The sequence below is a fragment of the Pseudomonas kermanshahensis genome, assembly GCF_014269205.2.
In the GTDB taxonomy this organism is placed as follows: Bacteria; Pseudomonadota; Gammaproteobacteria; order Pseudomonadales; family Pseudomonadaceae; genus Aquipseudomonas; species Aquipseudomonas kermanshahensis.
On record NZ_JABWRY020000001.1, the window covers coordinates 2,472,215 to 2,494,047 of the forward strand.

A 21,833-nucleotide genomic window follows, 5' to 3' on the forward strand; every position below is an offset into this window, starting at 1 on the left:
TCACACCCCATGTGCCGCGAGGCGCGAGGTGTACCAGCGGGCGAACTGGTCGACGTACGGCTCGGTGTAGGTGGAGTAGGGGCCTGGGACGAAGGCGGGGTCTTGGGTGCCACTGTGGGTGATGGCGACCAGGGCGGCGTCCTGTTGGGTGGTGGCGACCCAGACCTCGGTCAGGCGCTGCAGGTCGTAGTCGACCCCTTCGACGGCATCGCGGTGCACCAGCCATTTGGTGCGCACCAGGGTGCGGTCCGGCGAGAGCGGGATGATCCAGCTGATCATGGCGTGGTCGCTCATCACGTGAGCCCAAGCGTTGTTGCCCCACAGGTGGGTGTCGCCCAGGTCGCGACGGGTCAGGTTGCCCAACAGTTTGCGGCAGGCAACCTGGGTATCGAGTGTCTGCGATTCACCCGCACCGGCGATGATCATGCGCTGGGTGCGAAACTGCGTGGGGGCGTCATCCTGCAAATGCTCCACAGTCTCGTAGAGCAGGCCCGAATTGGCCCAGTCAGCTTCGATGCCGGCCTTGCGGATTTGATAGGCATCGTAGGACGCGCGAGCCTCGTCGCTCATCTCTTCCAGGCTGACGCCAAGGTCTTCGGACTGGTAGGACACGATCAGTTCCGGGTGGGTGCCGGCGCAGTGGTAGCACTCCCGGTTGTTCTCCATCACCAGCTTCCAGTTGCCGTTCTCGATGTAGTCGAGTTCGTAGGCGATGCGGGTATTGGCCAGGTCGAACGGCGCGAAGCGCGGCCCCATCACCGCTTCGAGGTCCTTGATATCTTCAGGCGGGTTGTCGCCCAGGCACACCAGTACATGGGCCCCGACAACCTTGCAGTGCACCGGGATCAGGCTGCGGCACTTGGGGTCGAAGCCCTTGCCCATGTGGCTGGCATGCTTGAGGCTGCCGTCCAGGTCGTAGGTCCACTGGTGGTAGGGGCATACCAGCATGCCGACAGTGGATTTGCCTGCTTCTTTCAGGCGCGCGCCGCGGTGGCGGCACACATTGCGGTAGGCGCGAATCTGTTCATCATCGTCGCGCAGGATCAGCACCGACGATTTGCCGATATCGACGGTAAAGACATCACCGGGTTCATCGACATCGGCGGTAACGGCGACCTGTATCCAATGCTGGTTGAAGAAGATTTCCATGTCGGTTTCGAAAACATCCTGGCGGCTGTACAACGCGCCATTCATGCCAAAACCAGGTTGGCGGGATGCAATCAGTTCGCGATGGGTTTTGCTCGATGAAGGGCGCATTGTTGTCCTCAGGCACTTTTATTTTTAATCGACCAAGACGTCTGGCGCGGATTATTGAAGTGGCCCTGAAAAGGCGTCAATGCGCTTAATTTTCTGTCTGGTATTACTTGAGGTTATGCGAGTGGGAGGCTGTGGGGCGGGGGTTTTGAGCGATATTACGGATGGGACAATTAATAGAAGTTTGCTGCGTTAATTAATGCAAGTTGTTCTGTTTATTAGCGGGATCGGAGGCGCGCAGCGCCCCCGATTAACCGGTGTTAATGCCCACCCTTCATACGCCGCGCAACGAAGTAAATGCCCAAGCCGACCAACGCGGTTGCAGCGCCGATATAACCCGTACTCGTCCAGCCCATGCCTGCGGTGATGGCCATGCCACCCAACCACGGCCCAAGCGCATTGGCCAGGTTGAACGCGGCGTGGTTCGAGGCTGCTGCAAGGCTGGGGGCTTCATGGGCAATGTCCATCAGGCGGATTTGCAAGGGGGCTGCCAGTGCAATCATGGTGCCCACCAGGCCGACGCCCAGCAGCAGGGTCCACAACGAATGCGCTGCGAAGGTGAAGAACAGCAGCACTGCAATCGACCAGATCAGCACCAGCCCGACGGCGCGGAACTGCAAGCGGTCGAACAACTTGCCACCGGCGATGTTGCCGACGATGCCGCCGACTCCAAAGGCCGCCAGGCCGAAGGGGATCCACTGCGGCGATACCTGGGTCACGTGCAGCATGGTGGGCGCCAGGTAGCTGAACACACAGAACATGCCGGCAAAGCCGATCGATGCAATGGCCAGCGCCATCCACACCTGGGGCAGGGCGAACGCTTTAAGTTCTTTGCGCGGGTCGCTGCGCACTTCATCGTGCGGTTGCGGCACGAAGCGCCAGACCAGGGCAATGGTGCACAGGGCGATCGCCCCGACCAACACAAAGGCAGAGCGCCAGCCGAAGTACTGGCCCAGTAAGGTGGCAACAGGGTTGCCCAGCAACATGGCCAGCGTCAGGCCCATCATCACCCGCGCCACGGCGCCTGCCCGTTGGTTGTTGGCGACCATGCTCGATGCCACCACCGCAGCGATGCCGAAGTAGGCGCCATGGGGCAGGCCGCTGATGAAGCGGAAAGCGACCAGGCCGCCGAACGAGGGGGCGAACGCCGTGGCCAGGTTGCCAAGGGCATACAGCGCCATCAACAGCAGCAACATGTGCTTGCGCAGCAGCTTGGCCCCCAAAATCGCCAGGGTCGGGGCACCGACCATCACGCCCAGCGCGTAGGCACTGATGGCGTGGCCCACCTGGGGCTCGCTCAGCTGCAGGTTGCTGGCGATGTCCGGCATCAACCCCATAATGGCGAATTCGCCGGTACCAATGGCAAAGCTGCCTAGCGCCATGGCGGCTTCCATCTTGGCGACAGTGCTTTTCGGCAGGGCTAGCGGTGGTGCTTCATGGACAGACATTTGAATCCCTTTTGAAACATGCTGAAACGTTCAACGCGGGATCATAGACAATCTCTGGCCAAAACGTCGAGGCCGCAGCCTCGCCCACAGGCGCACCCCTTCGGTGTAGGAGCAGCCTTGTGCTGCGAAGAGGCCAGTACAAGCAACGAAGACTGATGGTGTTTTCACCGGCCTCTTCGCAGCACAAGGCTGCTCCTACCTGGCCGCGCGACAGAAGCGCCCGAGCGCATCACACGCTGCCATCAGCGACGCATCGTCCAGCGCGTAGGCAATGCGCAGGTAAGGCCCGAGCCCGAAGGCACTGCCATGCACCACGGCGACATCGGCTTCGTCGAGCAGTGCCAGCGCGACATCCTCGTCAGTGGCCAGGTAACGACCACCCGCGGAGGTCTTGCCGATCAGCCCGGCGCAATTGGCAAAGGCATAGAATGCCCCGGCCGGGTGCTCGCAGTGCAACCCTGGGATCCCATCAATCGCCTTCACCATCAGGTCACGGCGGCGCTGAAACACGTCCCGGCTTTGATGGATGAACGCTTTCGGGCCTACCAGCGCAGCAACCGCTCAGGCGTCAGCTTGAAACCGCTGCTGGCCTCACACGTGACGATCGCGCTGCGGGCGCCACACAGTTGTACCATCTCCGGGTAGCTGACCCAGTAGGGCGCTGGTCAGGTTCAGGCGCTGGACGCCGCCGTCGGTGTCCTGCTCGCTCATCGGTGGTGCTCCGTATTGATCGCGTCAAATTGGCTGTCATGCATCACGACGGCCACCGAGCGGTCAGCGCGCACGGCATCCACCATGCCGGCCTGGCGGCAATCACCTAGTCGTTTTCATCCACTGCTAGGCGTTCAGTGTGTTTTTCGACACGTTCGTCATCTGTACCTGCACGGCGTTGCTGATTTTGCTATCGGGCTTCTACACGCCTGGTTTCGGAGGGGATGGCCTGGTGCTGACCCAGGATGCCCTGGCGGCGGTGGCTTGCTGGCCCTGGTCAACCTGGTAGCACTGGCGTTGTTGGGCAAGGTGGTGCTGCGCCTGATTGACGATTATGACCAGCAGCGCAAGGCCGGGGTGCAGATACCGGTATTTGATGCTAGCCAGTTCCGCGATCTAGACCTGGACCCACGCGCCTGGCCGGAGGGCGATCAGGTTGCGGCTGAGGGGGGGAGCGAGACGCGCATGCCTCAAGCTCTTTAGCGCCTGCGAGATCGAGCGCCGCCCGCGCGGCGCTTCGCAGCACAAGGCTGCTCCCACATCTGTTTCGGGCCAGTGAGGCCTGTGATATTTGCGCGCGACCGCCTTGCGGGTTTGACGCAATATTGCGCCATGCACCAAGACGGTCGCGTGCGTTTGCCCCAGGAATAATTGGCCCGAAACAAACGTAGGAGCGAGCGTTGCTTGCGATGCGCCGCGCGGGCGGCGCTCGATGTCCGCAGCCCCACGAAACGCCAGCCTTGCACCACGGCCTACAACCCCTACTTAAACCCGGTAACCGCATGCGGCACATACGGTGCTTCCAACCGCGCAACCTCTTCATCAGACAACTGCACCCCCAATGCCGCAATGGCATCGTCAAGATGCCCAGGCTTCGATGCGCCAATGATCGGCGCCGACACGGCGCGGTGCCTGAGCACCCAGGCCAAGGCAACCTGAGCCATGGGTAAGCCACGCTCGCTGGCAATCTGCTCGACCACATCGATCACTCGGCCATCCTCGACTTCTGTCCCTGCATAAAACGACTTGCCAGAAACATCGCTGAGCGTGCGCGCGGTTTCCTGGCCCTTGGGCCGGGTCAGCCGGCCACGGGCCAGCGGGCTCCAGGGCATCAGCCCGACGCCCTGGTCCTGGCACAAGGGGATCATCTCCCGCTCTTCCTCCCGGTACAGCAGGTTGAGGTAGTTCTGCATCGACACGAACCGGCTCCAGCCATTGGCCGCTGCGACGTGCTGGGCTTTGGCGAACTGCCAGGCATACATTGAAGACGCACCGATATAGCGTGCCTTGCCGGCCTTGACCACGTCGTGCAGGGCTTCCATGGTTTCTTCGATCGGCGTGTGATAATCCCAGCGGTGAACCTGGTAGAGGTCGACGTAATCCACGCCCAGGCGGGTCAGGCTGGCGTCGATGCTGCTGAGGATCGCCTTGCGTGACAGGCCTTGCTCGTTCGGCTTGCTTGCGCCTTGCCACATGTTCGCCGGGTAGAAGACCTTGGTCGCGATGACGGTGTCTTCACGGCGGGTGAATTCCTTCAGCAATTGGCCCAGGATCACTTCCGATGTACCCGCCGAGTAGCTATTGGCTGTGTCGAAGAAGTTGATGCCTTGCTCTACCGCGTGGCGAATTATCGGGCGGCTCTGTTGCACATCCAGGGTCCAGGGATGGGTACCGGCATCTGGGTCACCGAACGTCATGCACCCCAGGCACAGTCGGGAGATGTCCAGGCCGGTGTTGCCGAGTTTGACGTACTGCATCTGTGAATCCTCTTGGTCAGCATTGCCCAGCGTGTGTAGCCGAGCGATGGAACAAGGTTAGCGGCGCGACGTAAGCGTGCAAATTCCCAGGATGTGCAGGTGATATCTGCAAAAATTCACAAGCGCAGCAGGGGTTTGACCTGCTCGAGCAGAAAATCCGTTACGGCTTTGATGCGGGGGGTGTTGCGCACGTCCTCGTGCACGGCCAGCCAAATTTCGATGCTCATCGACCTGGCGTCCTCGCAGGCTTGCTTGAGCCCGTACTCTTCGGCCATGAAGCCGGGCAGGCAGGCTACCCCCACGCCACCGGCCGCAGCCTGAGCCTGGATGCGCAGGTCGTTGCTGTGCAGGGCGAAAGGGCGACCTGCGGCCTGCTCAAGCAGCCAGCGCTGCTGTGGGGATTTCGCCTGAGAGTCGTCGTAGCCGATGTACAGGTGCGGTTCGCGTCGGCGCACGTAGGCCGCCGATGCGTACAGCCTGTATTCGAGATGCCCGAGCAGGCTGGCCACCAGGGTTGGCTCGGTGGGCCTGGCCAAGGTGATTGCCACGTCCGCCTCGCGGCGGGCCAGCGACGCGCGCGACTTGCTGCCGACCAAGGTGAGTTGCAAGGCAGGGTAACGTTTGTACAGCTCGCCCAGCCTACGCGCCACCATGCTGCCCAACAGCGCGGGCGGGGCGGCAATCACGACTTCGCCTGCAACGGCCTGTTGGTCGGCACTGGCAAAATGCTCCAGCGCAAACGAGGATGCCAGCATCTGCTCGGCAAACTCGCCAACGCGCACGCCCTGTTCGGTCAGGGCGTAAGCCCGTGGGCGGCGGTCCACCAGCTTCAACTGCAGCGAGGCTTCCAGCGAACTGATCCGCCGCGCCACGGTGGCGTGGTCAACCCCCAAGCGCTTGGCAGCGGCCGACAGCGAGCCGGCGCTGATAAATGCAGAAAAATGACGCAGGTCTTCCCAATCGAACATGACAGGCCTCTGGTGTGAGGCCCGATGATACGCGGTTTCAGGTGGCTCCCGTCAGCCGGGCGGTGCGTGCCGGCCGTTTTGCAGGCGGGCATGCCGACAGCAGCGCATGGCTCATCTGTATTACCCAGGCCTCGATTTTCGCGTCATCCACCGGCATTGGCCGACGGCGCATACCTTCGGCGGTGTCTATCAGGGCCAGAATCGCCTCGGCTGCGCTGGCGATATCCCCCACCGTGAAACGCCCCTGTTGCTGGCCGTGTTCGATGATCTGGCACAAAGGCGCGCGTGAACGATTGAGCGCCTGCTCCAGCCACCCACGTTGGCCAGGCTCGACATGGCGTGATTCGTGGCGCAGCAACAACGCCTCAAAGGGATGCGATGCCTGGCGCGCGAGTTGAAACCGCAGGTAGCCGCGCAGGTCGCGGGTGTAGGGCCCTCGGCGCCAGGCTTCGAGGCGCTGGGCGAGAATGTCCAGCAATACATCGAGCAGCAGGTCCTGTTTGCTCGCAACGTGGTGGTAAAGGCTGCCCGGCTGCAGGCCAGCCCGGGCCGCGAGCTGGCGCATGCTCATGGCGCCATAGCCGACTTCTGCCATCAAGCCCTGTGCCACAGTGAGCAGAGGGCTGGGGCACTGTTGCACGTGACGGGCGTCGGGCATGGCTATTCACCCTTGCCTGCGGCGTGCACAAGGGCACGGGCGCGCAGGATCACCGGCGCATCCACCATCTGCCCATCCAGGGTGAACACGCCGGCACCGCCTTCGGCCGCAGCCAACACGCGGTGCGCCCATTCCAACTCATCGGGCGAAGGTTGCAGGGCGCGATGAATCACGCTGACCTGGCTGGGGTGAATGCACAAGGCCCCGCCAAAGCCCATGTCGCGAGCGAACTGTACGTGCCGCTGCAGGCCAGCGACGTCCTGAATGTCCGGGTGCACGCCATCGAGCGGCGGCGCAAGGCCGGCAGCGCGGCTGTGCAGCAAGACGGCATAGCGCGCCTGCCCGAGCACCTGTTCGGCGGCTTCGCTGGCCGTGCGCAGGTTCAGGTCCAGGCCCAGATCAAGGCTGCCAAAGGACAAGCGTTCGACGCCCTCACAGGCCGCCAGCAAGGGCAGGGCGACCAGCCCACGTGCGCTCTCGATAATTGGCCAGACCGGCTTGCCGGTAGCACGCGCACGCTGCACCTGCTCGACCGTTTCGGCCTTGGGCAGCAGGATGCCACTGACACCGGCGTGACGCTGGCACAGCGCAAGGTCAGCCGCGTGCGCCCAATGCTGCGGGGCGTTGACCCGTACCAGCACGCAGGCCTCGGGCTGCTCGGCCAGAAATGCCTGCAGGTTGTCCCGCGCCTGCGCCTTCGCCGCTTCTTCAACGGCATCTTCCAAATCCACAATCACCCGATCAGCGCCGCTGGCCAGCGCCTTGGCGATACGTTCCGGGCGGCTGGCGGGGACGAACAGGGCAGAGCGCACGATGGCCTGGCTCATTGGCTGGCCTCCAGGCTGAATTCGACTTCTGCGGTTTGCGCCATGCCCGCTTCGGCGGTTGCCCAAAGCTGCGCCTTGCCGCGTTCGAGCAGGCGCCCACCCACCTCGAAGGTGTTCGGCGAAATCAACGGGCGTAAGCCGCGGAAGCTGAATCGGCGTATCTGGGCGGCGGGGTTGGCACGGGCAAAGGCGCGCAGATTGAGCGTGGCAATCAAGGGCCCGTGCACCACCAGCCCCGGGTAGCCTTCGGTGTCAGTGACATAGGGCCAGTCATAGTGGATGCGATGGCCATTGAAGGTGACGGCCGAGTAGCGGAACAACAGGGTTGCGTCGGGCGTCACGGTCTCCTGCCAAGCGCCGGCGGGTGCCGGCTCGGTACCGCCAAGCTTGGGTGGGGTGGGCTCGCGGTAGACGATGTCCTGTTCTTCAATCAGCGCTTCATGGCCATCCTGGACATACACGTGCCTGACGGTGACAAACAGCAGCGACCCGGTGCGGCCGTGTTTTTCTTCGACGTTGAGAATCGTCGAGTGGCGTGCTACCTGCGCTTCCACCTGTAAAGGGCTGATGAAGGTCAGGCGGCTGCCGGCCCACATCCGGTTGCGGTTGTCTGCTGGCGGCAAGAAACCGCCGCGCGCGGGGTGGCCATCGGCGCCTAGCCCGGTGGCCTCGACGGGGTCCTGGAAGAACGCCCAGTGCCAGAGCAGGGGCAGCGGTTCTCCCGCCGAGGGTGCGGGCTCGCTGAGGGTCGCCGCGAGGCGCTTGACCAGGTTGTGGGTGATGCGATCGTGGCTGGTTTCGCTACGGCCAATCCAGCGGCTGAGGTCGTGTGTTGTCATTGTCGTGGTCCTCGATCATTCAACGCTGTGCCTGCAGGGGTCAGATGACCCCATCGCGGCGCAGTTCCTGTATACGTTCGGCAGACAGCCCAAGCTGGGCGAGGATGCATTCGCTGTGCTCCCCCAAGGCTGGTACTGGGTCCATGCGTGGGCGGTAGGCATTGCTGCTGGCCGGGGGCAGCAGGCTGGGTATGCTGCCGTTTGCCGTGGCTACCTGGCGCCAACGGTCGCGGGCTTGTAACTGCGGGTGCTGCCACACCCCCTGCATGTCGTTGACCCGTGCGTTGGCAATGCTGGCGCTATCAAGGCGCGCAACCACCGTGTCCAAGTCCAGGGCGGCGAACGCCTCGATGATCAGTGCACGCAAAGCCTCACGGTTGGCCACCCGCAGGTAGTTGGCAGAGAACCGCGCATCGTCGGCCAGCGCGGGTTGCAGCAGCACCTGTTCACAGAACAGGCGCCATTCGCGCTCGTTCTGCAAACCGAGCATCACGGTATTGCCATCGCCGGTGGGGAAGGGGCCGTACGGGTAGATGGTCGCGTGCGCCGCGCCGGCGCGGGGCGGCGGGGTCGCGCCTTCGTAGGCGTAGTACAGCGGGTAGTTCATCCACTCCACCAGGCTTTCCAGCATCGACACCTCCACATGGCTGCCTTCGCCGGTGCGGCCACGCAGCAGCAGGGCCGACAACACGCCGGTGTAGGCGTACATGCCGGCCGCGATGTCGGCAATCGAGTTGCCCGCCTTGGCCATCTGCTCGTCACCCGGGCCGCCGGTCACCGATAAAAAGCCGCCTTCGCTCTGAATCAGCAAGTCGTAGGCCTTTTTCTGTTCAAAAGGGCCGCCCGCGCCGTAGCCCGAAATGTCGCAGACGATCAGCGTGGGGAACCGCGCATGCAGCGCCTCGAACGACAGCCCCAGGCGCGCAGCGGCGCCCGGCGCCAGGTTTTGCACCAACACGTCGGCCTGCTCCAGAAGCTGGTCGAGAATGTCGCCGGCGATGTCCTGCTTGAGGTCCAGAGCGAGGCTTTCTTTCGAGCGGTTGGTCCAGACGAAGTGCGAAGCCAGGCCGTTGACCCGTTGATCGTAGCCCCGCGCAAAGTCACCGACCCCCGGCCGTTCGACCTTGATCACGCGGGCGCCAAGGTCCGCCAGTTGACGGGTGCAGAAGGGCGCAGCAATGGCATGTTCGAGGCTGATGACGGTGATGCCGTCTAGCGGGCGGATTGCCGTAGGCTGGCTCATGATGGTTATCTCTCTTGTCATGGCAGGGCCCCTTGGCGCCTTGGCGACCAGGGGCGGCATCGGTCAGAACGAGCGTGGCAATTCCAGCAGGTGCTCGGCGACGTACGACAGGATCAGGTTGGTCGAGATCGGGGCCACTTGGTACAGGCGCGTCTCACGGAACTTGCGCTCGACGTCATATTCGTTGGCAAAGCCGAAACCGCCGTGGGTTTGCAGGCAGGCGTTGGCGGCTTCCCAACTGGCCTTCGCCGCCAGGTACTTGGCCATGTTGGCCGCGGCGCCGGCGTTCTTGCCGCTGTCGTATTCGGCACAGGCACGCCAGCGCATCAGGTCGGCTGCTTCGATCTCGATGTGCGCCTCGGCGATCGGGAACTGCACGCCCTGGTTCTGCCCAATCGGGCGGCCGAACACCACGCGGTCGCGGGCGTACTGGCTGGACTTTTCGATGAACCAGCGGCCATCGCCGATGCACTCGGCGGCGATCAGCGTGCGCTCGGCGTTGAGGCCGTCGAGGATGTAGCGGAAGCCTTTGCCTTCTTCGCCAATCAGGCTGCTGGCAGGGATTTCCAGGTTGTCGAAGAACAGCTCGTTGGTCTCATGGTTGACCATGTTGGCGATGGGCTGCACGGTCAGGCCGTTGCCGATGGCTTCGCGCAGGTCGACGAGGAAAATCGACATGCCTTCGGATTTTTTCTTCACCTCTGCCAGCGGTGTGGTACGGGCCAGCAGGATCATCAGGTCGGAGTGCTGGACGCGCGAAATCCAGACCTTCTGGCCGTTGATGACGTACTTGTCGCCCTTGCGCACGGCCGTGGTCTTGATCTTGGTGGTGTCGGTGCCGGTGGTAGGCTCGGTGACACCCATCGACTGCAGGCGCAGTTCGCCACTGGCGAGTTTTGGCAGGTAATAGCCTTTTTGTTCTTCGCTGCCGTTACGCAGCAGCGTGAACATGTTGTACATCTGGCCGTGAATGGTGCCGGAGTTACCGCCGCAACGGTTGACTTCCTCAAGAATCACCGAGGCCTCGGCCAGGCCCAGGCCGGAGCCACCGTACTCTTCCGGAATCATCGCAGAAAGCCAGCCCGCATCGGTCATGGCCTTGACGAAGGCCTCCGGAAAGCCCTTTTCTTCGTCGATCTTGCGCCAGTATTCGGCAGGGAAATCACCACACAGGGCCCGCACGCCCTCGCGGATGGCGTTGAGTTCTTCGTTGTCGTAGTCGCTCATTATTGTTCTCCAGGCGGCGCAGGCTGGCAGCCTTGTCGTGGCTCGGCTGCCAACCTGCGCCTGACACGGTCAAAGAGGCTGGAAGCCCAGGGCAGCGCGGAAGCGGTTCTTGATGTAGTGGCCGTCACGCGGCGGCAGCACGCGGGGTGGGTTCTCGGCCTTGATCTTGACGGTAGCCAGCTTCACACCTTCGCGGCTGGCGAAGCGTTCGCGCAGGTCATGCACGCCTTCCATGTCGTGAATCTCGCGGGTCCAGCTGAAGCCGCAGGTTTGGGCAACCTGGTCGAGCTTGATGCCGAAACCGGCGTGGCTGACCTGCATGCCGGTCTCGCCGAAGTGGCCGTTGTCCAGCACCACAATGGTCAAATTGGCAGGCTTCTGCAGGGCGACAGTCGCCAGGGCGCCGAAGCCCATCAGCAGCTCGCCATCACCGGTGACGACCACCACCGACTTGTCGGGTTGCGCGTTGGCCAGGCCCAGGCCTACGGTGATGGCGCTGCCCATGGCCGCCCAGAGGTAATAGTTGCCATCGTGGTCACCGGCAGCCATGACGTCGTAAGACGCCGAGCCCAGGCCGGTCACGACCAGTACATCCTGGCGATCAGCGAGCAGGGTACGCACCACCTCACGGCGGCACAGCGTGTGGTTGGCGCTTACTTGACCCATTTCTTTTCTCCGATCAGGCGCTGGCCGAGCAGCAAGGCAGTGGCGGAATCACCATTGAAGGCCATGGTGGCGGCGCCATGCAGCAGTGGCGCAACGTCTTCTGGCACATCGGCACGCCAGGTCATGACCTTCATCAGTTGCAGCGAGGCCTCGGTGGCCTGGCCCATGGGGTTTTGCCAAGCGTTGAACTCGGCCCAGTCACCGCGCATGGTCACCACCATCAGCAGGGGGAAACCCGCGCAGTTCTGCAGGGCCAGCGTGTTGATGCAGTTACCGACGCCGCTGGACTGCATCAACAGTGCACCGCGTTCACCGCCCAGCCAGGCGCCGGCCAGATAACCAATGCCTTCTTCTTCGGTGGTGAGAACGACGGCCTTGATATCAGGGTCCTGGTACGACATGCGGATAGCGGCCGAATGACCGGCATCCGGAACGAACACGACATGCTTGACGTCGTGGGCCTTGAGGACGCGGAAAACGTCTTCTTGCCAGCTTTGTTCAGCTTCTTGCGATGACATGGTTGTCTCCAGTGCTGCTCTTGTTTTGCCTCATCATGCAGGCAACGCGGGGTACCGACGACTACCGTTTTTCTCTTTGAGATATGCCGTCATGGCATAGCTCGCGGAGTGGCCGGCCAGGCAAAACGAAGCGGCCCTGGTGGCTTGCTCGGGGAAGCCATCAGGGCCGCGCGGGTCAATAAAGTGGCAATGTCGGCGAGGTCAGGCCTTGGCGGTCTGCACCTTGCTGGCCGGCATACCAGTATTCTCCTCGACCCTGCCATCGCCACTGATGTACCCATGCCGCGTCAGGTTGGGCATCAGCATCGATGCGATGAAGGTCACGCACAGGACGGCGGCCACGTAGAAAAAGAAGTAGTCCTCGACCCCTTCGGCCCTGAACGACAGCGCGACATATTCAGCGGTCCCACCAAACGCCGCGTTACCGATGGCATACGGGAACCCGACCCCCAGCGCACGCACTGCCGGGGGGAACAATTCGGCTTTGACGATGCCCGCGATCGGGGTGTAGAGCGAGGCGATGACCAGCCCGCCGAAGACCAGCGCAAAGGCCATGAAGGGGTTGTGGGTATGCTTGATTGCGAACAGCAGCGGGATCACCAGCAACACGCCCAGGCTCGAGAACATCAGCATGTGCGTCCTGATCCCGAGCCGGTCGGCCATTAGGCCGAACAGCGGCTGGCAAAGCATGAAGCCAATCAGCGCCGAGGTCATGATGAAACTCACCGTGGCCGCGTCGAAGCCTGCCGATATCACCAAAAACTTCTGCATGTAGGTGGTGAAGGTATAGAAGTACAGCGACCCACCGATGGTAAAGGCGATCACCAGCCCGACGGCACGCTTGTGCTTGAACATGCCGCGCAACGACCCGGCACCCTCGCGGTGCATGTCTTTTTTCGAGGCGGTTTCGTGCATCGAGCGGCGCAGGTACACGACAACCACGGCGCTGATGGCGCCAATGAAAAACGGAATCCGCCAGCCCCATTCACGCAACTGCTCATCGCTGAGCGTCTGCTGCAGGATGACCACGGTGAACAGGGCCAGCAATTGCCCGGCGATGATCGTGAAGTACTGGAACGAGCCATAGAAGCAACGCCGGCCTGGTGTCGCGATTTCGCTGATGTAGGTTGCGCCGGTGCCGTATTCGGCACCCACCGAGAGCCCCTGTATCAGCCGTGCAACGACTAGCATGATCGGTGCGGCGATACCCACCGTTTCATAGGTCGGCATCACCGCGATCAGCAGCGACCCGGCGCACATCATGAACACCGAGATAATCATCGACACCTTGCGCCCACGGGTGTCGGCCAGCCAGCCGAAAATCCACCCACCCAGGGGCCGCATGAAGAAACCGACGGCGAACACACCCGCGGTGGCCAGCAACTGCGTGGTGGTATCGCCTTTGGGGAAGAACGACGCCGCGAAGTAGATTGCCGTATAGGCGTAGATGAAAAAGTCATACCACTCGACCAGGTTGCCGGAGCAGGCCCCCATGATCGCTCTGACACGATTGGGTTGGCGGGCGGGGGCATCTTCAACGAGGGTGGTGCTGGAGCGGGGAGTTGGCATGGTAGTCAGCCTCTGGTCTTATTCTTGTAGCGGGCGTCCGATCGGTGATCGACCCTGTTTTCACGCTACTCCAGAGTGGGCCCGTCAATAAGGGGACTAGCTGACTAACTGATATGCTGAAATTCTATAGCTGCTGACAGGTGTGCTGTTTAGACTGCCAGTTACCTTCTGCCTCGACACGGGCCTGCCGATGGACGTTGTTCAACTCAAAACCCTGATCCATGTTGCCGAGCTTGGCAGCCTCAGCAAGGCCTCCGACAGGCTGCACATTGCACAGCCCGCCTTGAGCCGGCAGATCCGGCAACTGGAGAAGGAGCTTGGGGTCTACCTGTTCGCGCGCCATGGCCGCGGGATGATCATCACCGACGCCGGCAGCGAAGTGCTGCAGCACGCTACGCGGATCATGGATGAACTGGAGGCCATTCGCAGTTCGGTAGTGGGCGGGCATGCATCGTTTCGCGGGGCCGTGGCGATCGGCACCACACCGACCATCGCAGAAATCGTCACCGTGCCCCTGGTGACCCGGATCCGCGAAGCCCACCCGGACTTGTCGATCCGTTTCTCGTCGGCCTTCAGCGGCTACCTGGTGGACTGGATTCAGCGTGGCGAACTGGAGCTGGCGATCTCTTATGACCTGGAGCCGCTGCACACCTTGCGCATCGTGCCGGTGATGATGGAGAACCTGGTATTGGTCGGGCCGCCCAGCGCAGGCTTGGCGTGGGACAACCCGGTCAACTTCGCAACCCTGGCCCAGCAGCAGTTGGTGCTGCCCAGCCCGCGCCATGGCTTGCGCAAGATCATGGACCACTGCGCCGCGGACGTCGGCTTCAAGATTGCCGCCAATGTCGAGGCCGATTCGTTCGGGGCGATGATCGACCTGGTGCGTCATGGCTTCGGCTTGACTGCGCTGCCCTTGGCCTCGATCTACACCCACCTGCAGAACGGCACCTTGTGTGCGGCGCCACTGATCGAGCCGACACCGATGCGCAAGCTGGTCATGGTGTCGCCTGCGGACAGGCATGTCAGCCCAGCCACGCGCTATGTGGGTGAAACCTTCGTCGAGCTTGCTTCAGAGCTGGTAGCGCAGGGCATCTGGGCGGGGCACATGCTTTAAGCGCTGGGTGCCTGACGCTGCAGCCGCGCCACGGCGGGCACACACAGCAACGCCAGCAGCGCCACCCCTGCGGCCACATAGCCCAGCGTCGACACCCCGAATGTTGGGATGACCAGTCCACCCAACAGCGCACCCAAGCCAATACCGGCATTGGCGGCAGACACGTTGGTGGTGCCAGCCAGTGCCTGAGAGTGCGCCACCGAATGCATCACGCGCACCTGGCAGATGGGGTAGAGCGCCGTATTGGCGATGCCCCACAGTGCCAGTGCGCCCCAGAGCGTCACAGGCGCAGCGGCCAGTGGGCTGAAGGCCGCCATGCCCATCGCCAGCAACACAAGAAACAGCGCAGTGGCCTTGATCGGCGAATGCCTGACAGCTCGCCCCCCCAGCCAGTTGCCCAGCAAACCAATGGCACCGAAGCCCATCAGCCACCAGCCGACATCCGCAGTTGCAACACCTGCGGTACGCTCGAGCATGTCGGCCAGGTAGGTGTAGGCAATGAACATCGCGGTGAACACCATGATCGACAGCGCCACATTGGCGAGGAAGTTCGGTTCACGGAAGATCCGCGCCTGTTGGCGCAAGTCGACCCTGGGCAGGCGCGCAACCGCTGGCATCCAGATGAGCACGGCAAAGGCCATGGCCGCCGATGCAGCAGACAATATCCAGAAAGCCCCGCGCCAGCCTATGGCGTCAGCCGCCAACGTCCCCAATGGGATGCCCAGCAACAGCGCAGCTGAGATGCCGAGATAGACCCGCGCGACGGCCTGCCCTTGGCGATCAGGGCTGACCATGCTGGCGGCCGTTTCGCTGGCTGTACCCCAAAAGACAGGCAGTGCCAGGGCGGGCAGGAAACGCGCCACTGCCAAGACCCCGATGTTTGGCGCAAGGGCCGCCAGCGCATTGGACGCCGCGAACAAGGCGAGGATGGCTGCGAACAGTTTGCGCCTGTCCAGGTGAGCAAGTGCCGCCGTCAACGGCGGGCCCGCCAGCATGACAGTGAAGGCAAACAGCGTGATCAACTGCCCGGCAGTCGAAATCGAGACATCAAGGTCGCGTGCCAGCCCGGGCAGCAGGCCGACCATCAAGAACTCGGTAGTGACAATTAAAAAGGCGGAGGCGGCGAGGACCAAAGTCCCCAAGGTCGCGCGTCGGTCGGTCGCAAAGCCCACGGGTGGGCGTTCAACAGCAGTCATGCAGGCAGTTCCTCAATCAGGGGCTGCCATTGTATTGATTCTTAAAAAGCCTATTACGGGCAATATTTCAGATGGCGCGCGAATTATATTCACTAATCGCAGGGCGCGAGGCGGTGGCCGTCTGTTCGCAGTGCGTACAGCAGCACATCCAGCAGCGCCCTGACGCGGGGGAGGGCCTCGCGTTTTTTGAGCCACACCACGTTCATCGGCAGCCCATCTGTTGCCAAGTGCGGCAACACCTCAATCAACGCGCCACTTTCCAGCTGTTGATTGACCAGCCAGGTGGGCACCTGAGTGACCCCCAACCCCTGCACGACTGCCTGTACCACCCCTTCGCCATCGCCGATGGCAAGCCGCGCCGGCATGAAGCGCCGCTCCATTTCACCCGGTTGCATACCGGTCATGTGCCAGGGGCTGCCCACCCCGTCGGGCTGCCCGTAAACCACACAGTCATGGGCTTGCAGGTCCGCCTCATCGAGCGGTGTGCCACGGGCTTGCAAGTAGCCCGGTGAGGCACAGAAGATGAACCGTTGAGCACCGATGAACTGGTGCCCCAGGTCCTCCGGCCAAACGTCCGTGCCGCCGATACGTACCACGATATCGATACCCTGCTCGGTCGGGTTGACGAAGCTGTCGGTAAAGGACACGTGTGGCTGCAACTGGGGATGGCGTTTGAGGTAGTCGAGAATGACCGGCAAGACGTGCAGCCGCCCATACGCTGCGGGCAGGTCGATGCGCACCCGACCCCGTGGCTCGAAGTAGTCTTCATGCAGGGCCAATTCCGATGCTTCGAGGTCGGCCAGCACGCGTGAGCAGGTCTTGTAGAACGTTTGCCCCGCATCGGTCAGGGCAAGCCGACGGGTCGTGCGCTCGAACAGGCGTAAGCCCAGGCGAGCTTCCAGCCGCGCGACACCTTTGCTGACAGCCGAGCTGGTCAGGTTCAGGCGCTGCGCCGCCGCGGCAAAACTGCCGAGGTCTGCCACGCAGACAAAAACGTCAATGCCCTTCAAACGTTCGGAGGAGTGCACCGTCAACCCTTTGTGTAATGAACGTGGCTGCAAGCGTAACGATGATTGAACCGAAACGACAGCGCCCAAGTCGCATCCTTTAACTCAGGCAAAAAGGATGTTGACGATGAAAACCATGACGCGCGTATTGACGGGGTTGGCACTGGTTGGCGCACTGGGCGCTAGTGCCGCGTGGGCTGACCAACCAGGTGCAGACTGGAAGGTGAACAAAGACCAGGCAGAGACGGTGCTTAAAGGCGCCGGCTACACCCAGATCACCAAGATTGAAGCGGATGACGGCCACTGGGAAGGCGAGGGCATCAAGGCCGATGGCAAGCAGTACGAATTCCACGTTGATCCCCACTCCGGCAATATCACCAAGGATGAACTGGATAATTGAGCCACCGTCAGGTCACGTTTGGCGTCAGCCATTGTGACCCGGCCAGCCGCTCGATGAAAAAATCAGCCAAGGCCTGGACCTTTCTCGGCCGGCTTCGGGCTGAGGGTGTGACGAAATACAAGCCGCCTTGGGTCATGCTCCACGTGGGTAGCAGGTGCTCAAGGCGGCCGTCCGCCAAGTATTCGGAGGCGATGAAATCCGGTAATTCGGCGATCGCCAAGCCCTCCAGCAAGGGCGCCACCAACGCATCAGAATTGGTCACACGCAGGGGCCCCCGCGGCACGACGTCTTGTTCGGTGCCGTCACTGTGGGTGAACCGCCAAACCTGGCTGCGGGCGCGGTAGGCGTAGCTCATGCAGGCATGGTCAACCAGGTCGCGTGGGTGCTCAGGGCGTCCATGACGCGCAAGGTATGACGGCGCGGCTACCAGGTATTGCGTGACCGCACAGATACGTCTCGCCACCAAGGACGAATCCGGCAGTGCTGCAATACGCAGTGCTGCATCGAACCCCTCGGCAACCAGATCGACTGTCGAATCTGACAAGTGAAGGTCGAGTTCCAACTGGGGGTACCTGGCCATCAACGCGGGCAGCAGCGGCGCTACCCAGCGCAAGCCGAATGACATAGGCACCGCCAGGCGCACCAAGCCCCGTGGCTGCACCGACATCTCCTGGGCGGCGCTTTCCATCTCTTCTGCCTGGCGGTACAACGCGCTGGCCTGTTCGACCATGCGCTGGCCGAACTCGGTGACGCAAAGCTGGCGTGACGTGCGATTGAACAGACGACCGCCCAAGCGTGCCTCCAGACGCGCCACCGCACGCGATACCGTCGGTACCGACACGCCCATGGCGCGCGCTGCCGCTGCGTAGGAACCTTCTTCCGCCACTTTGGCGAACATTGCCAGCCCTTCAAAATCGGGAATTCTTGCCATTTCATTTCTGCAATGATGAGTTTCAAATGATTCTATTTTGAAAATATCGGTGCGTCGATAAGCTTCTCCCACACCCAATCACTACCCCTCGGGAGAAACACCATGAGCAACAAACTTGAAGGCAAGATCGCACTGGTAACCGGCGGCACCACCGGTATCGGCCTGGCCACCGCCAAACGTTTCGCAGAGGAGGGCGCCCATGTGTACATCACCGGCCGCCGCCAGAGCGAGCTGGACAAGGCCGTAGCGCTGGTCGGTAACGCCACCGGCATCGCCGTCGATTCAACCCGGCTTGACCAGTTGGACGCACTGTATGCCCAAATCGGCCAGCAACAGGGGCGTCTGGATGTGCTGTTCGCCAACGCGGGTGGCGGCTCGATGCTCCCCTTGGGAGACATCACCGAGGCCCACTACGACGATACGTTCGACCGCAACGTCAAAGGTGTGCTGTTCACGGTGCAGAAAGCGTTGCCGTTGTTGGCGCCGAACGCTTCCGTCATTCTTACGGGCTCTACCGCCGGTAGCTCCGGGACTGCGGCATTCAGCGTGTACTCGGCGTCCAAGGCCGCCGTTCGGGCATTCGCACGCAGCTGGATCCTCGACCTGAAGGACCGCGGGGTCAGGGTCAACACCCTCAGCCCAGGTGCCACGCGAACCCCAGGCCTGGTTGACCTGGCGGGCCCCGATGCAGAGCAACAGCAGGGGTTGCTGGACTACCTGGCCGCCCAGGTGCCACTGGGGCGTGTGGGTGAGCCTGTGGAAATTGCCAATGCCGCCGTCTTCCTGGCGAGCGATGACTCAAGTTTCGTCAATGGCGCCGAACTGTTTGTCGATGGCGGTCAGGCTCAGATCTAGGGCGTGAGCCTTGGGCAGGGTAGGCAGCGGACGATCGTGTGCTCCCGCTGCCTACTGCCTGCTGTCGATCAGGCTTTCCAGATTCGTCAGAATCGACAGGGCATCGTAGGGCTTGCGCACAACAGGGACGTGCTTCAAATGCGCAGGAATGCTGATGCTGTCGCCATAGCCGGTGGCGAACAGGAACGGGATGTTTTTGCGCGTGAGTTCTTCGGCGACGGCAATCGACGTGCCCGTCCCCAGGTTGATGTCCAGCACCGCGACATCCGGCCTGCGGCTGGCGAGCAGCTTCATCGTCTCGGCTTCGGAGCTTGCGGTAATCACGTCTTCGACCAGCGCATCGGCCAGAATCTGTTCGAGGCCTACTGCAATGACCAGCTGGTCCTCGAGAATCAGCACGCAGGATTTGACCAGGTCCGAGCCGCTGACATGAGGCGCAGCCGGTGGCGCCGTTGGCGCAACGGCATCGACCGTTTCGACCTGGGTCAGGTGTTTGGCAGGGATCTTGAAATACCCCTGCAGCCCTTCTGGCCTGTATTCGAGCGTGCTGGTGCCGCCGAGGTCGAAGGGGATGCTGCGTTCGATCAGCACCGAACCGAAACCACTTCGGCTGGGTGGGCGAACCGTTGGCCCACCGCTTTCGCGCCACGTGATGTCGCACGCCCCACTCACATCGACCTGCCAGCTCACGGCCAGCTTGCCACCTGCCCGAGACAGCGCGCCGTACTTGGCGGCGTTGGTCGCCAGTTCGTGGAGCACCAAGGCCAGCACCGAGTAGGCGCGGGCATCAAGCAGCAGGCTGGGGCCGTTCAGCTCGATGACATCGGCCGAGGTGCGGTAGGGCGACAGCTCGGCTTCCAGAAGCGTGGAGAAGCGCCCACCGCCATCACCTCGCACGACCTGGTCATGCGCCAGGGAAAGCGCCTGAATGCGGCCTTTGAGCGTTGCCACGTAGCTGTTGAGGGTCTGGTTTTCGGCGGTGGGGTGGGCCACCAGCGCACCGATCAGCGAAAGAATGTTCTTCACCCGGTGGTTGAGCTCTTCGTTGAGCATCCGTTGGCGGACGTCCGCCTTGGAGCGCTCGTCGGCCATGAGCTCACTGTTATGCAGCACCACCTCGACTATCGCGGCGCGGATGGCCTCGCCAAACTGGCGGTCTTGCTCGGACCAAGGCTGTGAGTGGTGGTGAACGGTCTGTTTCCACACCGCGAAGCTCTTGCGTGGCGTCAGGCGTTCACCTAACGGGCCGCTGTCGTAGGTTTTGTTGGGGTCGCCGGCCCAATCCAGGGTCTCGATCACCTCTTTGCGAAACAGCATCAGGTAATCCCGGGGCTGCTGTGACATCGGAATGACCAACACGCCCGAAACGTCGACGGCGTAATCCTGGGCAGGTGGGTGCGCCATCGAGAGGCAGTTCGAAGCCCAGGTACGGCCCTCGGCGACACCTTCGGCGAATCTCAACAAGCTGGGTAACGCCACGTTTGGCGGTGTCAGTGCCTCAGCGGTCCAGCGGCCTTGCAGCGACATGCCGATGCCGTCGCAGGGGATGAGCGCCTTGAAGTCCGTCATGCGAGCACGCAGCAGTTCCTCGAAGTCGGCGGTGCGGTGTGCATCACGCAGCAGGTTGTCGAGCACTTCGCGTGCGTAGGCGGCGGCCTCCAGGCTTTGCTTGGCGCGCAGAGTCTGGATATGCAACGAGAAAAATTCGCCGAACATTTCTGCCGCGACGCGTTGGCCCATGGACAACGTGCGGGGTGCGTAATGGTGGCAGGCAATCAGCCCCCAGAGCGCGCCGTCGACGATGATCGAAATGGACATGGACGCGCCTACGCCCATATTGCTCAGGTACTCGCAGTGAATGGGCGAGACGCTGCGCAGGTGCGCGTAGGACAGGTCGAGCGGTTCACCATTCAGGTCCAGCACAGGGGTGATGGGCACGGTCTTGAACTGGGCATCGGAAATGATGCGGACCGGATTGCGCAGGTACAGGGCGCGCGCCTGCTGCGGAATGTCGGACGCGGGGAAGTACTGCCCCAAAAAGCTTTCCAGGCCGCTGCGCTTGGCCTCGGCAATCACCTTGCCAGCGCCGTCAACGCCAAGCTGGTAGATCATCACCCGGTCGTAGCCCAGCAGCGCTCGCACACGTCGGGCAGTGTCGGCGAATAGCTTCTCGGAGCGGTCGATCTCGCGCAGTTGGGCGATGACGGTGCGGACCAGCTCAATCGGCTCGGCGATGCTTGCACCGCAGGGCTCGAACTCGAGGATGGCGGTGCCTTTGTAAATATGCGCGGCAATATCGAACGCCTGACCGGACGGCAGGCTCACGGCAAACGACAGTGCCGGGCGAGTGCCCTCTTTGACCCGTGCCAGTGCGTTGCGAAGGGTATGCGCAGCCTCGGTGCCGATAATTGCTTCGAGGCGTTGACCGTTGATGTCCCCGGCAACGCCCAGCATGCCTGGGGTATTGGCGGAGTGACGCAGCACCACGCTTGCTGCCGCATTGCAGGCCAACAGGCAACCGTGCGGCTGGATGCTGCCCGGAATCTGGATGGGTTCGCGATCGCAGTTGGTCAGATTGACGGGAGGTTGCAAAGTCATAGGCGGCCCCTGCCGGTTTACCAGACACCGGCTGCCTGCATGACCGC

General features: G+C 62.5%; 19 protein-coding genes and 2 pseudogenes. 4 read left to right on the forward strand and 17 right to left on the reverse strand.

Annotation, left to right across the window (positions count from 1 at the left end; all coding sequences use genetic code 11):
• The 3 genes and pseudogenes from HU764_RS11405 to HU764_RS11415 form a co-directional block, all read right to left on the reverse strand.
• On the reverse strand, positions 1-1,194 hold the full coding sequence (locus HU764_RS11405; RefSeq protein WP_412764960.1) for an aromatic ring-hydroxylating oxygenase subunit alpha: 1,194 nt from the start codon (positions 1,192-1,194) through the stop codon (positions 1-3).
• A gap of 320 nt (positions 1,195-1,514) precedes the next feature.
• Complete coding sequence (locus HU764_RS11410; RefSeq protein ID WP_420876186.1) at positions 1,515-2,702, reverse strand: MFS transporter; 1,188 nt, start codon at positions 2,700-2,702, stop codon at positions 1,515-1,517.
• Between the two features lie 195 nt (positions 2,703-2,897).
• A pseudogene (locus HU764_RS11415) lies at positions 2,898-3,263 on the reverse strand (aminotransferase class I/II-fold pyridoxal phosphate-dependent enzyme); the annotation flags it as partial.
• A 280-nt stretch (positions 3,264-3,543) separates the two neighbouring features.
• Here HU764_RS11415 and HU764_RS11420 point away from each other — a divergent pair.
• Positions 3,544-3,896: pseudogene (locus HU764_RS11420) on the forward strand (alanine:cation symporter family protein); the annotation flags it as partial.
• A gap of 278 nt (positions 3,897-4,174) precedes the next feature.
• Here HU764_RS11420 and HU764_RS11425 read toward each other — a convergent pair.
• The 10 genes from HU764_RS11425 to HU764_RS11470 all read right to left on the reverse strand — a co-directional run bounded on the left by HU764_RS11425 (position 4,175) and on the right by HU764_RS11470 (position 13,685).
• Entirely contained in the window at positions 4,175-5,170 is a 996-nt protein-coding gene (locus tag HU764_RS11425; protein ID WP_186702758.1) for an aldo/keto reductase, read from the reverse strand.
• Between the two features lie 116 nt (positions 5,171-5,286).
• Positions 5,287-6,138, reverse strand: a complete 852-nt coding sequence (locus HU764_RS11430) for a LysR family transcriptional regulator (RefSeq protein WP_186678364.1) — start codon at positions 6,136-6,138, stop codon at positions 5,287-5,289.
• Between the two features lie 37 nt (positions 6,139-6,175).
• Positions 6,176-6,796, reverse strand: a complete 621-nt coding sequence (locus HU764_RS11435; protein WP_186678367.1) for a TetR/AcrR family transcriptional regulator — start codon at positions 6,794-6,796, stop codon at positions 6,176-6,178.
• A 2-nt stretch (positions 6,797-6,798) separates the two neighbouring features.
• Positions 6,799-7,623 (reverse strand): HpcH/HpaI aldolase/citrate lyase family protein, encoded by an 825-nt coding sequence (locus HU764_RS11440; protein ID WP_186702759.1) that lies wholly within the window; start codon positions 7,621-7,623, stop codon positions 6,799-6,801.
• A complete protein-coding gene (locus tag HU764_RS11445; RefSeq protein ID WP_186702760.1) occupies positions 7,620-8,462 on the reverse strand; it encodes an HTD2 family dehydratase in 843 nt (280 codons plus the stop codon). The genes HU764_RS11440 and HU764_RS11445 overlap by 4 nt, the downstream gene beginning before the upstream one ends.
• Before the next feature lie 40 nt (positions 8,463-8,502).
• The gene (locus tag HU764_RS11450; protein WP_027593334.1) at positions 8,503-9,705 is read right to left on the reverse strand and encodes a CaiB/BaiF CoA transferase family protein; all 1,203 of its coding nucleotides are present in this window, start codon (positions 9,703-9,705) and stop codon (positions 8,503-8,505) included.
• 63 nt (positions 9,706-9,768) lie between these two features.
• The gene (locus tag HU764_RS11455; RefSeq protein ID WP_186702761.1) at positions 9,769-10,932 is read right to left on the reverse strand and encodes an acyl-CoA dehydrogenase family protein; all 1,164 of its coding nucleotides are present in this window, start codon (positions 10,930-10,932) and stop codon (positions 9,769-9,771) included.
• Between the two features lie 69 nt (positions 10,933-11,001).
• Complete coding sequence (locus tag HU764_RS11460; RefSeq protein WP_186702762.1) at positions 11,002-11,598, reverse strand: thiamine pyrophosphate-dependent enzyme; 597 nt, start codon at positions 11,596-11,598, stop codon at positions 11,002-11,004.
• Positions 11,586-12,116 carry a thiamine pyrophosphate-binding protein gene (locus HU764_RS11465; protein WP_027593331.1) on the reverse strand — a complete coding sequence of 177 codons (531 nt, stop codon included), beginning with the start codon at positions 12,114-12,116 and terminating at the stop codon, positions 11,586-11,588. Before HU764_RS11465 ends, HU764_RS11460 begins: the two co-directional genes overlap by 13 nt.
• A 201-nt stretch (positions 12,117-12,317) precedes the next feature.
• A complete protein-coding gene (locus HU764_RS11470; protein WP_099454219.1) occupies positions 12,318-13,685 on the reverse strand; it encodes an MFS family transporter in 1,368 nt (455 codons plus the stop codon).
• Between the two features lie 190 nt (positions 13,686-13,875).
• Here HU764_RS11470 and HU764_RS11475 point away from each other — a divergent pair, with 190 nt between their 5' ends.
• On the forward strand, positions 13,876-14,799 hold the full coding sequence (locus HU764_RS11475; protein WP_186702763.1) for a LysR family transcriptional regulator: 924 nt from the start codon (positions 13,876-13,878) through the stop codon (positions 14,797-14,799).
• On the opposite strand, the gene HU764_RS11480 is transcribed toward HU764_RS11475, so the two are convergent.
• Positions 14,796-15,995, reverse strand: coding sequence for an MFS transporter (locus HU764_RS11480; protein WP_186702764.1), 1,200 nt, complete (start codon positions 15,993-15,995; stop codon positions 14,796-14,798). The two genes, HU764_RS11475 and HU764_RS11480, sit on opposite strands and share 4 nt — an antisense overlap.
• A gap of 92 nt (positions 15,996-16,087) precedes the next feature.
• Positions 16,088-17,023, reverse strand: a complete 936-nt coding sequence (locus tag HU764_RS11485; protein WP_186678382.1) for a LysR substrate-binding domain-containing protein — start codon at positions 17,021-17,023, stop codon at positions 16,088-16,090.
• A 106-nt stretch (positions 17,024-17,129) separates the two neighbouring features.
• Between HU764_RS11485 and HU764_RS11490 the strand changes: the two genes are divergently transcribed.
• The gene (locus HU764_RS11490; protein WP_027593326.1) at positions 17,130-17,402 is read left to right on the forward strand and encodes a PepSY domain-containing protein; all 273 of its coding nucleotides are present in this window, start codon (positions 17,130-17,132) and stop codon (positions 17,400-17,402) included.
• Positions 17,403-17,409: 7 nt separating this feature from the next.
• Here HU764_RS11490 and HU764_RS11495 read toward each other — a convergent pair whose 3' ends face one another.
• On the reverse strand, positions 17,410-18,333 hold the full coding sequence (locus HU764_RS11495) for a LysR family transcriptional regulator (RefSeq protein ID WP_085272891.1): 924 nt from the start codon (positions 18,331-18,333) through the stop codon (positions 17,410-17,412).
• Positions 18,334-18,435: 102 nt separating this feature from the next.
• Between HU764_RS11495 and HU764_RS11500 the strand changes: the two genes are divergently transcribed.
• Positions 18,436-19,188, forward strand: coding sequence for an SDR family NAD(P)-dependent oxidoreductase (locus tag HU764_RS11500; RefSeq protein ID WP_186678385.1), 753 nt, complete (start codon positions 18,436-18,438; stop codon positions 19,186-19,188).
• Between the two features lie 51 nt (positions 19,189-19,239).
• Here HU764_RS11500 and HU764_RS11505 read toward each other — a convergent pair whose 3' ends face one another.
• Entirely contained in the window at positions 19,240-21,786 is a 2,547-nt protein-coding gene (locus tag HU764_RS11505; RefSeq protein WP_186702765.1) for an HWE histidine kinase domain-containing protein, read from the reverse strand.
• Positions 21,787-21,833: the final 47 nt, after the last annotated feature.

Excerpts from the sequence above, each read along its gene's own strand:
- HU764_RS11460 (WP_186702762.1), bottom strand. The coding sequence starts at position 11,598 with ATGGGTCAAGTAAGCGCCAACCACACGCTGTGCCGCCGTGAGGTGGTG.
- HU764_RS11425 (WP_186702758.1), bottom strand. The coding sequence starts at position 5,170 with ATGCAGTACGTCAAACTCGGCAACACCGGCCTGGACATCTCCCGACTG.
- HU764_RS11430 (WP_186678364.1), bottom strand. The coding sequence starts at position 6,138 with ATGTTCGATTGGGAAGACCTGCGTCATTTTTCTGCATTTATCAGCGCC.
- HU764_RS11480 (WP_186702764.1), bottom strand. The coding sequence starts at position 15,995 with ATGACTGCTGTTGAACGCCCACCCGTGGGCTTTGCGACCGACCGACGC.
- HU764_RS11500 (WP_186678385.1), top strand. The coding sequence starts at position 18,436 with ATGAGCAACAAACTTGAAGGCAAGATCGCACTGGTAACCGGCGGCACC.
- HU764_RS11410 (WP_420876186.1), bottom strand. The coding sequence starts at position 2,702 with ATGTCTGTCCATGAAGCACCACCGCTAGCCCTGCCGAAAAGCACTGTC.
- HU764_RS11440 (WP_186702759.1), bottom strand. The coding sequence starts at position 7,623 with ATGAGCCAGGCCATCGTGCGCTCTGCCCTGTTCGTCCCCGCCAGCCGC.
- HU764_RS11450 (WP_027593334.1), bottom strand. The coding sequence starts at position 9,705 with ATGAGCCAGCCTACGGCAATCCGCCCGCTAGACGGCATCACCGTCATC.
- HU764_RS11405 (WP_412764960.1), bottom strand. The coding sequence starts at position 1,194 with ATGAATGGCGCGTTGTACAGCCGCCAGGATGTTTTCGAAACCGACATG.
- HU764_RS11455 (WP_186702761.1), bottom strand. The coding sequence starts at position 10,932 with ATGAGCGACTACGACAACGAAGAACTCAACGCCATCCGCGAGGGCGTG.
- HU764_RS11495 (WP_085272891.1), bottom strand. The coding sequence starts at position 18,333 with ATGGCAAGAATTCCCGATTTTGAAGGGCTGGCAATGTTCGCCAAAGTG.
- HU764_RS11505 (WP_186702765.1), bottom strand. The coding sequence starts at position 21,786 with ATGACTTTGCAACCTCCCGTCAATCTGACCAACTGCGATCGCGAACCC.
- HU764_RS11445 (WP_186702760.1), bottom strand. The coding sequence starts at position 8,462 with ATGACAACACACGACCTCAGCCGCTGGATTGGCCGTAGCGAAACCAGC.
- HU764_RS11490 (WP_027593326.1), top strand. The coding sequence starts at position 17,130 with ATGAAAACCATGACGCGCGTATTGACGGGGTTGGCACTGGTTGGCGCA.
- HU764_RS11465 (WP_027593331.1), bottom strand. The coding sequence starts at position 12,116 with ATGTCATCGCAAGAAGCTGAACAAAGCTGGCAAGAAGACGTTTTCCGC.
- HU764_RS11475 (WP_186702763.1), top strand. The coding sequence starts at position 13,876 with ATGGACGTTGTTCAACTCAAAACCCTGATCCATGTTGCCGAGCTTGGC.
- HU764_RS11435 (WP_186678367.1), bottom strand. The coding sequence starts at position 6,796 with ATGCCCGACGCCCGTCACGTGCAACAGTGCCCCAGCCCTCTGCTCACT.
- HU764_RS11470 (WP_099454219.1), bottom strand. The coding sequence starts at position 13,685 with ATGCCAACTCCCCGCTCCAGCACCACCCTCGTTGAAGATGCCCCCGCC.